Below are 13,869 nucleotides of genomic sequence, written 5' to 3'. Positions count from 1 at the left end.
TTCAAATTACTTTATTTTAAGGGTAAGTGATTTTATATAGCGAAAATTTTATAACATAAAATTGATATCTTAATTAAGTGACTTATTTTTAAGTTGTTAATTCATAGTGTTTTTTAATTTTTTAAAATGTACTATTACCTTTAAAGTTTATTTATTGGTGTTATCTGTTTATTTATCTTATTAGTGGTTATTTTTATATTTAAACGCAAAAAAGATATTTAAAAACATGTGGTTACGTTTAAATAAAATCATGTTTTTACTTGTTTAACTTTTTATTTTGTTCTATTACTAAAAATAGAGAAAATTAAACAAGAGTTATTCAAATGAAAAAGTTATATGTTTCTGAATCGACAAATAAAAGAATTAAAGAGTTTAATGAAGCTAAAAAACTTGGGGTTCATATTCCGTATGTGAAAAGCACTTTTATGTCAGCTGGTACTCGCTCTATCTTTTGGTGTCCTGTTCAGGAGCGTGTGATTACACTTATGAGTCAAGGTGAAAAGCACCTTTACATTACAAAGCTGTTTGAGCCGAATGTTGTTGAAATTAAAGAGCAATATCCGCTCGATTATGTGCGCACCCAAGAGATTGCTGATGCACACGGTGTTATCCATCCTCGCAAACACTTAACCGGTGAATTGACTGTTGTTACTACTGACTTACTAATTACATACCGTGATGAAAATGGCTCGGAGTATCGTGTTGCTTATGCATTTAAATATAGTATTGGTGGTCAAAACCAAGATCGTACGAACCAAAAACTAGCGATTGCAGAAACATATTGGAAACGATTTGGTGTGCGTAGTGAGCAAATCTTACGATGTGATGTATCAAAAGATAAAGCATATAACTTATTAAATTACATAGATAAATACGATAAGAGCATATGCATAAATGAAATAAACGAGTTTGTTACTGCTCTTCTAGATGATGTTATTGAACATCCAAGCCACACCTTGCGAGAGTCATTGAATGCAGTATCTGCATCACTGCATATAGAGCCATTTTATAGCATGACACTTTTGGCGAACGCAATATTTAGAAATGCGTTGCCAATCGATTTGATGCAAGAAATTAAGTTGCATAAGCCGATTAAGCTCGCTTTGCTAAGTAAGTGGGGCTAGATACTTATGCTTGCTGTAAATGACATACTACAACTGACGCCCGCTGGAGTTGAAAAGTTTAAAGCAAAATTTGATGCAGATGATGAGTTTTTTGTCTCAAGAGTGATTGATGAGAGTACGGAATACGCTCAATACTTTGTGATAACAAATTTAACGCAGATGAAAAGCAAAGTTGAGCCGCAAAAACCGCTTGCACTAACGATGAATCATGCGCACAGGCTCTTTAAGCAATCGCTTGATGATGACGGTTGTGGCTTGTTTCATATGCATGATGAACGTTCGTGCATAAGTGATGAGAAGTTAAGTATAGAGTGTCCGAAATGGTTGGAAAAGCGTGAAGCGAGCTGGTCTGTGATAGAGCAATTTCAATCAGATGAGCAAATCTTAAAATACTTGCAAGGCATGCTTGCACACCAAATTACAGAGCATGCAGCTGATTTAAACGTTAATGAAAAAGCTATTCGACGGGCATTGAATCGCTATATTTCGAATGGGTGTCGCAAGAATGCACTTTTACCAATTGGGTACGCGAATGTGGGTAACTGTAAGCGGGTTTATAAAACAAAACCCGGGGCAAAGGGCCGTCTTCTTCCTGCGTTGAGGACGAGAATGATCGAACCAAGCGACATTGTAAAAGTTCAACGACTTGCAGCTCGAAACTGTGTTGATAAAAAGGATGGGAAGTTTTGTTTAAAGCATTTGCATATTCTGTTTTTGAAAGAGCACTGCTCCAATCAAGTAGTCGTTGAAAGAGGTGGAGAAACACACTTTGAACTTGCTGTTGATGAATCTAAAAAAATTAATTATCAGCAATTCAAACGTTTATTTAATAAAGCATTTGACCCGCAACAGCAGCAAGTTTTAAAAATAGGTAAGTCTGCTTATAAAAATAATCGTAAAGATATGACAGGTAGCGCCTTTGAAGGGGCTACTCGTGCTGGTCAGCTTTGTGAGTCAGACTCAACTGAGCTGCCTTTGTATGTTGCTTACCCACTGAATAAAGAAAAAATAGAAGCTGCGGGCAAGCCGACTTTGTGTATCGTAGTGTGTGTAAGAACACAGATGGTGATGGGTTATTCGCTTGGTTTTAGTTCACCAAAATGGATAAGTGTTGCAGAGGCATTAGTTAACTGTGCACAAAACAAGCAAGAGTATGCAAAGCAATACAATGTTCATATCGATGATGAACATTGGCCATCTCAACATCTCCCTTTGTCAATTCGTCTTGATAATGGTGGCGAGAATACTCCTAAACAGTTCACTGTAGTATTGAAAGAAGATTTAGGTATTGCTATTGCCGATTATTGCCCACCTGCAAAAGGAGCTGGAAAGGGGACTGTCGAACATCTAATCGATATTATTCAAAGCTTTCTTGCCAACATTCCTGGGGCAGTAGAAAAAGGACGTGACGCCGGTATTCAGCATCCGTCCCAGCGAGCTGTTCTCTTAATCGAAGATGTTCATCGACTCATCATAAGAGCAATTTGTATTCATAACACGTTGAACTTTCGTGAACGCTTATTAACAGTTGAAATGGCGATGAACGAAGTCATACCAGCGCCGTCAGCCATGTGGAATCACTTAGTGAATGATGAGTTTCTAGGGCGTTTTAGAATGTCACAAAAGCAGCTACCTAAGCTTGTCTATGCTCTTATGCCGAAATTAACGGCCACAGTTCATCGAAACGCAATTAGTTTTAATGGGTTAGGGTATTACAGCGACTGGGCTGAGAAACAAGGATGGTTTGCAAAAGCAACAGGTGCTCGTTTTAAAATTGATGTGATCAGCCTTGGTGGCACAGTAGACACTATTTACTTCAAAGATAAAGCAGGCGAACTTCAGCCTCTCTCACTCAAAAAAGAGTATGAGATGTATGAAGGTATGACTGAATTGCAAGCAGAATATCAACTTAATCAAATAAAAGAAAATCGCAAAGAATTAGAGCATAAAAAAGAAAATGCGCTGGTCAATTTTGAACATGAAGTTGAACAAGCTATAGAGCATCGCTTGAACAATGACTTTAAAGACGCGCCTCCAAATACGCAAAAAACGATTCAAGGTGGTATTGCAGTGCGTAAAGCAATCATGATTGAAGGTGAGCAACAAATAAAGGCTGAAAAGCTAGCTAATTTAATACAAGTCAGTTCAGTCAGTAAGGTGGCTAACGAGCTGCTTGATAGCGAAGATGACGATGATTATGAGGGTGTATACTGATGGAAGTAAAAAGAATTCAAGCGAATTATCAAACTCAGTCGCTTGAAAAATATCAAGGTAACCCGCTGATTGAAACGCTGCCTTCTGCGCTAACTGAAAGTGAATTTACTGAGTTAATGTATGTGCTCAAGTATTTTCCTGAGGACTTTAATGCATTATCACAGATGGATGCGAATGACTGTATCGATGATTTGAAGTTGGTTTATATTCCTACGGTAGAGGCATATCAAATATATGAAAGTTTATACACGCAAATACGTAAATGTTACGTAAAACGTAACCCTCTGAGTGCTGATAACCGTCGCTTAGTTAACACTGTTAGTACTCGTTTAAAAAGTAAAGGCAAATTTAATGTGCTACAACCTAGCGAATATGTAGCGACCGCCCCAAGCATCTTAGTCAGCGGAAAGGCGGGGATTGGCAAAACAGTATTAATTCGTCGTATCTTAAGTACATTTCCTCAGATTATTAAGCACACCAAATACCGTAGCCAAGTGTTTGAAATACAACAGGTAGGATGGATGTCGTTTGACATGCAGTCATCCCGCAGTCGTAAAGCGCTTGCTCATAATTTTTTTAATGAGTTAGAGCGCGTACTAGGCCGTGAAATTAAGGGGGATTTTGTAAAGGCACGAGACTCAATAGATCAACTTTTTCACGCAATGCAAACGGCAGCTGTTGTATATAACATCGGTTTAATACACATAGATGAAGCGCAGTTTGTGTTAAACCCTTCAGCAAATTTCAAAGATGCCCCAACGCTACCAGAGATTGAAGCATTGTTTAACAAGATTGGTGTGCCAGTTATTATTTCGACAACAGATGATGCTTTAACAACGTTTAACAGTACTGAAAGTGAGTCGCTAACAAAAGCGACTAAGTTACAAACAGTACGTCGATTAAACTCTATTGCACATATCAAAATTAAGCAATGGCATGTAAATACACCAAAATTTGAAGAGTTATTTTCTGCTTACTTTCAGACTTCACTATTTGAAAATAGTGAAGTAAACAGCATTGAATTTAAAAAACAGTTGCTTGTATTATGTGTGGGGGTAACTGATGCCATATCAGTACTTTCAATTGCATTTATACGCAACTACCACTTGCTCTTAAAAAAAGGAAAGCAGCCTGACTGTTTAAAACTGCTTAAACAAGTGTATCGAGCACGGATGGAAACGTGGCATGCGCCCCTTACTAAGCTTCGAAAAGACTACGATGTGGTGAACTCTAAAAAGAAAGTAAATAATGTTCATGACCCAAAAGCAACTGTCTCTAAGTTTTACACCGAAGCCGAGGCATACACTCCTAAGCCAGCTCGAAAACGTACTAGTGAACATCATTTAAAACCGGCTTCAAATGTTGAACGCATTAACGAAGGTGATGAAATGATAGATGCTGATTCAATTGTCGCAAGTTATGGGGAGGAGTGAGGGGATGATGTATCAAGTACCGACTCCACTGCCCGGAGAGCATGCCGTAAGTATTGCCTATCGTTGGTTTAACGCGAGCCAGTACACGACCCTTGAATCATTGATGGAGGTAAAAAAATATAAATCGAAATTGGACTCACCCCGTCGGTTATGGATACCGCTTTATTCAGAGCTTGCGCAAGCATTTTCATCAAAGTATTCATTAGCGAGCTTTATTTGTAAATTTACAAATATAAATGACTATAACTTATTCTTCGATGAGTCAGTTTTTGATGGTTCAAGCATTGAAGTCATATTGCAGGAGCTGTCAGCATTTAAATTTAATAATGCTCTCAACGTTTCGCAAGATAAACATTGGCGATATTGCCCAGTTTGCGCACATGAAGATGAGAAAAAACATGGCACTTCTTACCTTCATGTAGCTCATCAACGTTTCTATAAGCGTGTATGTAGTAAACATGAGGTCTTATTGGAAAAGGTTGATTCCTTCAATTTCAGTTTGCCACCGACTTGCTCTGAGCCTGCTATAGCAACTCAAAGTGATATAGATAAAGATGCAGCTTTATTGGAGTGGGTTACTGATTTATACGATATACCAAAAGAGGAACGTAAAGTCAGAGTACTGAATTTACTTCGCCAAAAAGTATGCGTTTATTATTATGATAGAAAAAATCCATATCAGGTGCAGCGAGTACAGTATCTTCAGAACATACTAGCAAAGCGCTTTAATGGCTCTGTCTACCTTCATTATTTCGAGTGGGGTAAGTTGACATCAGGACACTATCCGATGGATTCATCAGGTGGTTTGATGCGCTTTTTAGAACCAGAAATACACTTTCACCCAATGCTCTATCTAATGCTCTTAGATTTATTTCTTAAGCGTGACGCACTCGATATGTCTATGGAATACAGACTAAATATGTCAAACGTAAGGCGTGAATTACCAATCGTTGTAGCCCCATTGGGTATATATGAGTTTGAGCAAGATAGTGCGGCATAATCAAAGTAGCTAAATCAAGGACGACTTATGCGAATGATACAGATATCCCCTCGAATTTATGCCGGTGAAACAATATACAGTATAGCGTCACGCATAGTGTTGAATGATGTATCAACGTCTTTTTCGCAATCAATGCTAAATGTTTTTGATAATAAAAATATTCAGCTCAGCTCAATTCTCCCTTCTTATTTAAGTCAATTATCATCGTTAACATTATGCACGGTTGATTGCCTTATAGATAATCACACACTGTTTCAATATTACTCTGCTTTCTCTTCCGATAGGGTTAAAAAACAGGCGTGTTATTTTTTAAAATCTGGCGATAGTAGTGCTGCATTTAAAGCGCTTGGGTTATTAGCCAACCGCATTACGGACAAAGATATGCATAAGTACTGCCCTGTTTGTGCCTTAGAACAAGAGTTTTTATTTGGAGAGGCTTATTGGCTTTCAGAGCATCAGTTACCGCTTTCTTTAGCCTGTATAAAGCATGAGTGCATGCTCGAATCAAAACCAAAAGCACGTAAACAGCTGGTATTTCCCGACACAGGGAGAGCAGCTTTTCATTGCACAAACCCAGTTTTACTCAAAATAGCAGGATTTAATAGCTACCTCGTTAACGGTTATTCATTCGATCCTATCAAGCTTGGTCGAGTATATGCCGTGAGACTCATTAACAGAGGCTTTGCTACAACTAAAGCGGTGCGACATATAAAATGGCGCAATGAAATGAGAGTGTATTTTTCTTCGCTGATGCATGATGAGCGAGTAAAAAACTTGTTGGACTCTTCATCCGAATATGGCTTCCCAGCTAACATTTTTTATCACGATGACTCAAGTCACCATCCCATCAAGCATGTATTAATTATTAGTTTTTTGTTCGATCATTTTGGTGATTTTATAGTGGCTTATTGCCAAGGGGAAAGCTTACTTACTAGTAAAGCTAAGCCAGCGACTTCACAAGCAAATATTGACGAGGGGCGCCATAGTAAAACATTAAAGTTATTGAGTTCAGGCATGCATTTAAGGGGTGTCATTCGTCATGCGAATGTAAGTGCTGCAACCGTTCGAAGTGTTGCCATCAAGCATGGCATAGCACTATATGAGAATGACCGAAAAGTTGGCCGCTCAATGCGTAGATCTATCTTGATACAGTTAATGATAGGAAAGCCAACTCAGATACTCGCTGAAACTTTTAACTTGTCAGTAGGTGATATAGAGCAAGTGCTGGTTGGCCAAACTGCTATTAAAATATTGCGTCAACGCATTAGGTTCTATACCCGCAGAAGAACCGCACGGCAGGCTATTATCTCAGCGCTATACACGCTTGTTAGGCCATCTATTTCTAGAGTTAGAAAAGTAATAGATAAAGAGTATATGTGGCTTTATAAGCACGATAGGGAGTGGTTAAACGATTTAAAAAAAACATACTTCAACAACAAGTAAGAGAGAGAATATGGATAAGCATACAAATAATATACTGCAACAAGATCCGAGAAAAGCGGCTCGGGTAGCATTAAAGGTATTTCTAAATATTATGGATGCATGGGGTGTTAATTTAGATCAACGACAAGTACTTTTAGGTAGCCCTAAAAATAGTGAGTTTGAGCAATGGCAACAGGGAAACGTTGAAACCATGAATCGTGATGTGGTTATACGGATCTCTTACATTATTGGTATCTACAAAGGGCTAGGCTTGACATTTAACGACCGTATTTGGGCTGATAAGTGGGTGAATAAACCCAACCCAGAGTTTAATGGTCAATCTGCTTTAGATTTTATGCTTAGTGGAAATATAGAGCAATTGAAGCAAGTTAGAGAGTTTGTTGATGGTCCATTTAACTTTATCCATTGAATTGAAACTATCAGTGAATAGTGAGAAAAACCATTCTAATCTTTAAAAATTAGAATTATTCCTTACAGAAGTTGTTGACTTCGCTGAGGAATTTATTTACCTTAAAAAGAGACTAAATTGCAGTCGGCTACAGAGCATGTTTGCTCTAACTTTATACTCCGCTCCCTATCTATTGCACGGGAGGTTTCAGCTGCAAACCGGTTATACCGGATACTTTATGTGAAACCTAACTTCATTATTTTTGGAGAATACTATGTGCAGGATTGATGCGCCTTTTGGCAATATCACCTTCGATGAAAAAAACGACCCTAAAGAACGCTTTATACAAGCTCTAGATGAGTTTGATATACAAGGCAATTTCAGAACATTAATGATTAAACACTTTTCAGATACATGGGAAAATGTATTTGGAGGTGTATTAGTTCTTGAAGATGCTTTAAATGAGACTAAATCCCATATATCTGAGCCCGCAAAGTGCATTTCTATTTTATTGACTCAACAGAAAACTATTGTAAATAGTATTTCATGTTATTACGGATATTATCAACTCCCTTTAGATGATGAGCCAATAATTGTTTTTTTAAAGGACGTAGCTGACATTTATTATCCTAACGCACTGTTTGGATTATTTAATGACGGTATGGATAAATGTGGAAGCTACATAATGTTTTCATCATGGTTGTATGGAAAGGATCACTGCCTCACTAAAGCATTTTTTGATGATACTTCATTATGTTTGTTAAATAATAGAGATAGAGCTTTCCTGCTTTGGAGTTTCTTTGATGAAATATCAAATAATTTAAGGTTTCTAGATAGCAATTACTTATATAATGCAATGACTTATATAACGACTTCAAACATCGTACAAGGGCCTCAAAGTGAAGCGGTAACTAATACTTCAGCTAATATAATTCGTGGTTTAGATTTTATAAGGGCATGGATAACTTACGACTCTCAAGCTGGTAGATTTAATTATAAGTGGTCCGATTTTTTATACACTTACAATAAGTCCTTTTCTAATCTTGATTATTCAATATCTCTTAGACTTATAGATAGTGATGAACCTCAAAATTTAAATTATGAATGGCTTGAAAACACTAAGCTAAAGCTTCAAGAGTTATTATATATAAATACTACTTTAGATAAAGTTCCATCCGAAGAGCATGTGCAGTGGGCACAAGAGCTAGACGGATACTTTAGAACGTTTACGTATCGTAACTTTGAGAAGCACTATAACCAAAACAGCTCAAATATTAATGATTTATATAAGCGTCAAGACAATGCTCATCATGAGTTTTGTTTAAAATTGAAACCGCTACAGATATCGGCTTGGATTGAATTTTCTATAAAAGAAGATTTTCGAAGATTGCTTGAATCAAAACCTAGTCAGTTTCGAGGTGAATTAAAGAATAGCGTTGATTTATGGGGTTATGGTAAGTATTTCACCTTATGGGAAAAAGTATTTTTAGCCGCTCTAGAAGAGTTAGACTATCAAAGTAAACTATTAATTTTATCTTGTTCAATTCCTTTTAATAGCCGTCGATCTGAAGATTTATATCCAGAATGCGCTACTTGGTGGAATGAACTTTTTACCGACTTGGTTGACGCGAAGGGTTTTCCTAAAGCTTTAATACCTGATTGGGCTGTTACTGCAATTGACAGGCTAGAACGGGAAAAGATGGTTCCCTATATAGATAAAAGCATTGGGATAATACGTGGAGAAATCGTAAAAGAAGAGAATAAAGAACATCTAGAAACATACCATCAAAAACTTGATAGGTTACTTAGTTTTTTAGATCGTTCTGCACCAGATAAAGCTTTACGACATCGCCTTCTGCTAATGCGCTCTTCTATCGAGCCTTTTTCTGATGAGTCGCTTTCAAAGTTTGACTATTCGTTTAAGCGTAAAGGTTTTAGCAAATGGTACGACTCTTTAAAACAGTTAGCAGCAGAGCACTGTACAAAAAAAATAAATGAGAACAGAAGCCTTACAATAGCTAAACATGAGCAAGTTCAAAAAGACTTTTATTTGCAATTCTCCCAACAATTAGCCGAATTTTTCCTAAGCCGACTGCGTCTTCGTAGAGGTGAAAAAGTGAAAGATGATAAATATGAAACGAGCCAAGTAACAGAGCAATCTTCAGTTTGGAGACAAGGTTACTTAAAAGCTCTTTCTGAATTAGGTTTAGACTTAAATGGACAAGTCCATAAAACAGTCAACTTCACTAAAAAATCAGATCCCAATGAAGATGTGCGAGCTATTGCCAGTGAGTGTTATAAGGCTGTTCGACGACACGCTAAGAAAGACTCTTCAGTTCAAGATATAAAAAGAAGCATTATTGCTGCTGAATGGTGGCTTCTTATGTGTCAGCGAACTGAGTTAGGTCATGAAATTGACTCTGAAAAGGCCGTGAGAACTAGGCGTAACCTAATGCGCAACCCATAACTTATTATTTACCTTCAATCTAAATAACTAAACTTGGTGTACTAGAGCCTGATGCTCTTACTTTGACGCTAGCCGTCCGCCATGTAAAAACTTTACGGTCAATATGACCAGTCAAGGAGTATACGTATGCATAATTTTTCTGAAAATTTATTTAAAAAACACATTGGGCAAATAGAAGCTGATATTGATTCTAACTACCAAATGTTGAAATTTGGATCAGATGACCATCATGCCCAAACACGAATAGCTCAGTCCGGCAGTACAACTTGTAAAAATTGTGTCTCTGGTGATGGTATAAAAAAGCGAATTTTCGGTAGTTCTATCGAAGCGGAAAGCTCTGCTGATGACTTCTATGAGCGCTCCAATCGAGAACTCGAAGCTTATAGGTGTCCCGTAGGTAGTGGTTGGCATTTGAGAAAACCAAAATATAGATAATGAGTAGTTATGATTGACCGTTATTCCCAAACTATAATAATCACGCTTAGATTGGGAATGATTAAATCCTACTAAAATTCCCAATTTATAACTAAAAACTCTATAACGAAAAATGCGGTCTAAAAAACTGCATTTTCCCAATCTATAACAACTCTGATCAACAGACTAATTTTTTTGACCTTTAATGGGTAGTAAGTTCCACTATAGTTTGGGAATTTATCAAAATTATAAAAGCCGTTGCAGCAATGCAACGGCTTTTTTGTGTGTGGTGATTCGCCATTAATCATATGAACGTAGGTTGGGAAGAGTGAAACAAAACCCAACGAATCACAAATATACTTACTCGCTCACAACCCAAGAGTATGTGTTATTTATTGTAGGCGCTTAGCTTGCTGACGCGCGGGCGATAGCCCAAAAGTTATAAATAACATTGTGCGCTTGTAGCCTTTGGGCTACATTTGTTCAGCAAGTTGAATAAATTGGAGTAATTACTATGTCGCTACAAACATCAGACTTTAACCCGTTTGACTATATGGAAACACAGCAAGAAATTAATACATTTTTAGAAGAGTGTTTAGCTGATGATGATCCAAATACCTTTATTGAAGCACTTGGCTTATTAGTTAAAAAGCATGGCGTGAGTGATATTGCTAAAGCAACGGGGTTAAACCGTGAAAGCTTATATAAAGCCGTTAACGGTAAAACCAAGCCACGTTGGGAAACTATTTTTAAAGTGATGAGAGCACTTAATTTTCGCCTTACAACACAAGTAGCATAGGCTAGGTAGTATGCAACGAAACCTAACCAATCAAAAATATACTTACTCCCTCAAAAGCCAAGAGTATGTGTTATTTATTGTAGGCGTTAAGCTTGCTGACGCGCGGGCGGCAGCCCGAATAAGTATTTGAATAGGTGTTTGAGGGTATCATCAATTATAACGCGAATACGTTTCGTACTTTTAAATATTAGAAACCTTATTCAAGGTTTTGTCGCGCTGGCTTGGTGAGCCAACGCGGGGCTATAGATTTTCAAACTTAACTCTGCTGCTAGTAACTCATCCTTGAAGCAGGGTTACTGTCGGCATCCATGCCTTCACTTCCTCATACTGCGAAGCTGCGCTTCGGTTATTCGTCACCTCTCAGCGCACCCGAGCATCACGCTTAATCCTTCAAATAATTAATTGATGTGAACGTAAACGGCGAAGATAGGCCATCCATGGCCTAGTTTCGCCTTATCGCGCATCCATGCGCGACATTACTCATCAATTGCTTATTTTAAGGGCGTGATGACGGGGAGGGTGTTAAACGTGAAATTGGTGCTTGGTTTTGGAAAGAAACAAGACCTGACCCTATGCACATTCTTATTTTCAGGGCGTGATGATGGGGAAAGGGGGCAACATGAGTTTGGTGCCGAGTCTTGCCAAAGTGCAATATTTATCGGTTAATATTTTAATGTATGCAGTCAATATATGACCTCATTAGCTGCCGTAAGTATTTGTAACTTAGTTGATAATTATGGGAACCCCTCAGGATTTGACACTTTATGCCTTTATTCTCATAACATTATCTAAAACACACGAGATACTTATTAAAAATATAAAAGTAAATTAAGCTAAATCATGCATCATGGTTTAGCTTCCTTTTTATAGTCAAAAGCACACAGTAAGCGTCTGTAATCTGTTAGCTCTCTCGATTGACTTGGTATTGTTTTCAAAAATATTTCGACATCCTTTAAAGAAAAAGTGCCATGCATCACAGAAAGGATAGCTGAGCTATATTTACCAGAATGGGATATTCTATCATCATCAAACAATGATTTTATATCTTGATGCTCATGAGCTGTAGTTTGTTTTTGTATTAAATTTTCAAGTTTTTGTTTTTGCTGTTCTCTTAATACCTGACTTTTTCTTAATTCTGGGCATATTTTTGTAAACGCATATGCTGGGAACCACTGAGTATCGGCTATATGTATGTTATCTATAATTTGGATTAATTGCTTATTAGATTCTTCTAATATTTCAAAGTAGTCTGTCATAAAGCTTGATGAGTTCTTGTGTTCATATTTGATTGATTTAGCAGACCCTATAACCAGAATTTTATCATTATTATTTAGGGATTCTATATCTTCAGTTATGTTAACTTTTACACTACTACCATCTTCATTTTTACCTGAGTAAATATCTTTTACTATACTTTGCACTTTACGAATGTCCATCGCTGAAACGGGTAAATTAAGATCCGAGATAGATTTGTAGACCTCAACAAAATCATCTGTTTTCACTTTGTTAATTCTAATGGTAGAAAAGCCTTCTAAATCAATGTCATGTTCTGTAATTTCATGTGATTGAGAATCTGCTTCATATTCAACTAATAAAAAATTATCCCTAATTCGTTTAGCGTCATCGGAGTTCGGTTCAACATAAGTGAAAATTGTTTTTAAAAGGCTCTTAATGTTTTCATCCCCTATACCATACCCCAAAAAAATAATTGGGTTGTGGATAAATATTGAAAGTAACTGAGCACGGACTAACTCATATTTATTATCAAAATACTCATAATCTTTGTTTGTTATTATAATTTTGGCTGGGTCTGAATAGCACCCATGTATTTTATAAACAGAGCCATAAGGATTACTGAGTAAAATGTCATTTCCAACCAAAGCCTCAAAGCCAAAAACATCTTCGATTAAATTGTCATAGTTAGTAGTAATAATTGAGCCTATATTTTTTCTAATTTTTTTAAGCTCAGAGAGTTCCTCTTTTTTATCCTCTTTATATACTTTATTACCAATTAGTTTGGAGATATAAATTTTAAACCGACTCAAGTTATTCTCTTTTTCCATTTCCTTATAGAAAAGATCATTGATTTCTTTGAACTTCCCATTTCTGTCCTTAGCTAAGCAATCATTAAACTCTTGCTCTAGCTTTGTAGCTATAAGGGTGAAATCATACTTATCGTTAATCTGACACTCAGATTTAATATCCAAATAAAATTCATTGTTCCCTTTTAGTTCTAATGAAATAAACTTTAGTAAGCCATCCCAAGTAAAAGAATTATCAAGATAGCGTAAACTAACACCTGTACCTATGAATAATACGGGGTGGTTGCGGTATTGATTGATGAAATCTCTGATATTCATTCTTTTCCTTAAAGTTCTAGTTTCCTAACAGTAACTAACATATTACAGCCTTTAATTATCAGCAGAAAGCGTTTTAATTAAGGCCCTTGGCTTTCTCTTTAGTCATCGTTTAGTACCAATATCAGCCCAAACTACAAATATCTTGAAATTATACTTTTAAGCTCTATAATTACGCGTAACAACACCCCTCCCGCTACCCGTAAGCTCAGCGCCCTGCGAGGGGTTAA

General features: G+C 36.9%; 10 protein-coding genes. 9 read left to right on the top strand and 1 reads right to left on the bottom strand.

Features of this window, described 5'->3' with window-relative positions:
- Positions 1-323: 323 nt before the first annotated feature.
- The 9 genes from CXF76_RS08160 to CXF76_RS08120 all read left to right on the top strand — a co-directional run bounded on the left by CXF76_RS08160 (position 324) and on the right by CXF76_RS08120 (position 11,282).
- Positions 324-1,124 (top strand): TnsA endonuclease N-terminal domain-containing protein, encoded by an 801-nt coding sequence (locus tag CXF76_RS08160; protein WP_101163413.1) that lies wholly within the window; start codon positions 324-326, stop codon positions 1,122-1,124.
- Between the two features lie 6 nt (positions 1,125-1,130).
- The gene (locus CXF76_RS08155) at positions 1,131-3,338 is read left to right on the top strand and encodes a hypothetical protein (RefSeq protein WP_101163412.1); all 2,208 of its coding nucleotides are present in this window, start codon (positions 1,131-1,133) and stop codon (positions 3,336-3,338) included.
- Positions 3,338-4,771, top strand: coding sequence for an ATP-binding protein (locus CXF76_RS08150; protein ID WP_101163411.1), 1,434 nt, complete (start codon positions 3,338-3,340; stop codon positions 4,769-4,771). The genes CXF76_RS08155 and CXF76_RS08150 overlap by 1 nt, the downstream gene beginning before the upstream one ends.
- A gap of 4 nt (positions 4,772-4,775) precedes the next feature.
- The gene (locus CXF76_RS08145) at positions 4,776-5,771 is read left to right on the top strand and encodes a TniQ family protein (protein ID WP_101163410.1); all 996 of its coding nucleotides are present in this window, start codon (positions 4,776-4,778) and stop codon (positions 5,769-5,771) included.
- A 27-nt stretch (positions 5,772-5,798) separates the two neighbouring features.
- Entirely contained in the window at positions 5,799-7,214 is a 1,416-nt protein-coding gene (locus CXF76_RS08140) for a TnsD family Tn7-like transposition protein (protein WP_101163409.1), read from the top strand.
- Positions 7,215-7,224: 10 nt separating this feature from the next.
- Positions 7,225-7,623: an MbcA/ParS/Xre antitoxin family protein gene (locus CXF76_RS08135; protein WP_101163408.1), complete on the top strand. Its 399-nt coding sequence runs from the start codon at positions 7,225-7,227 to the stop codon at positions 7,621-7,623.
- A gap of 253 nt (positions 7,624-7,876) precedes the next feature.
- Positions 7,877-10,069, top strand: a complete 2,193-nt coding sequence (locus tag CXF76_RS08130; protein ID WP_101163407.1) for a hypothetical protein — start codon at positions 7,877-7,879, stop codon at positions 10,067-10,069.
- 126 nt (positions 10,070-10,195) lie between these two features.
- Positions 10,196-10,504 carry a hypothetical protein gene (locus tag CXF76_RS08125; protein WP_101163406.1) on the top strand — a complete coding sequence of 103 codons (309 nt, stop codon included), beginning with the start codon at positions 10,196-10,198 and terminating at the stop codon, positions 10,502-10,504.
- A 493-nt stretch (positions 10,505-10,997) separates the two neighbouring features.
- Complete coding sequence (locus CXF76_RS08120; RefSeq protein WP_101163405.1) at positions 10,998-11,282, top strand: addiction module antidote protein; 285 nt, start codon at positions 10,998-11,000, stop codon at positions 11,280-11,282.
- Positions 11,283-12,127: 845 nt separating this feature from the next.
- On the opposite strand, the gene CXF76_RS08115 is transcribed toward CXF76_RS08120, so the two are convergent.
- Positions 12,128-13,642: an SIR2 family protein gene (locus CXF76_RS08115; protein ID WP_101163404.1), complete on the bottom strand. Its 1,515-nt coding sequence runs from the start codon at positions 13,640-13,642 to the stop codon at positions 12,128-12,130.
- Positions 13,643-13,869: the final 227 nt, after the last annotated feature.

This window comes from Pseudoalteromonas sp. 78C3, from assembly GCF_002836695.1.
GTDB lineage: Bacteria > Pseudomonadota > Gammaproteobacteria > Enterobacterales > Alteromonadaceae > Pseudoalteromonas > Pseudoalteromonas arctica.
The sequence above is the reverse complement of the archived record's forward strand: the minus strand, read 5'-3'. Positions and strand labels throughout refer to the sequence as shown.

What these genes read in the sequence shown, in the direction of transcription:
- CXF76_RS08160 (WP_101163413.1), top strand. Translation starts at nt 324, where the DNA reads ATGAAAAAGTTATATGTTTCTGAATCGACAAATAAAAGAATTAAAGAG.
- CXF76_RS08155 (WP_101163412.1), top strand. Translation starts at nt 1,131, where the DNA reads ATGCTTGCTGTAAATGACATACTACAACTGACGCCCGCTGGAGTTGAA.
- CXF76_RS08150 (WP_101163411.1), top strand. Translation starts at nt 3,338, where the DNA reads ATGGAAGTAAAAAGAATTCAAGCGAATTATCAAACTCAGTCGCTTGAA.
- CXF76_RS08145 (WP_101163410.1), top strand. Translation starts at nt 4,776, where the DNA reads ATGATGTATCAAGTACCGACTCCACTGCCCGGAGAGCATGCCGTAAGT.
- CXF76_RS08140 (WP_101163409.1), top strand. Translation starts at nt 5,799, where the DNA reads ATGCGAATGATACAGATATCCCCTCGAATTTATGCCGGTGAAACAATA.
- CXF76_RS08135 (WP_101163408.1), top strand. Translation starts at nt 7,225, where the DNA reads ATGGATAAGCATACAAATAATATACTGCAACAAGATCCGAGAAAAGCG.
- CXF76_RS08130 (WP_101163407.1), top strand. Translation starts at nt 7,877, where the DNA reads ATGTGCAGGATTGATGCGCCTTTTGGCAATATCACCTTCGATGAAAAA.
- CXF76_RS08125 (WP_101163406.1), top strand. Translation starts at nt 10,196, where the DNA reads ATGCATAATTTTTCTGAAAATTTATTTAAAAAACACATTGGGCAAATA.
- CXF76_RS08120 (WP_101163405.1), top strand. Translation starts at nt 10,998, where the DNA reads ATGTCGCTACAAACATCAGACTTTAACCCGTTTGACTATATGGAAACA.
- CXF76_RS08115 (WP_101163404.1), bottom strand. Translation starts at nt 13,642, where the DNA reads ATGAATATCAGAGATTTCATCAATCAATACCGCAACCACCCCGTATTA.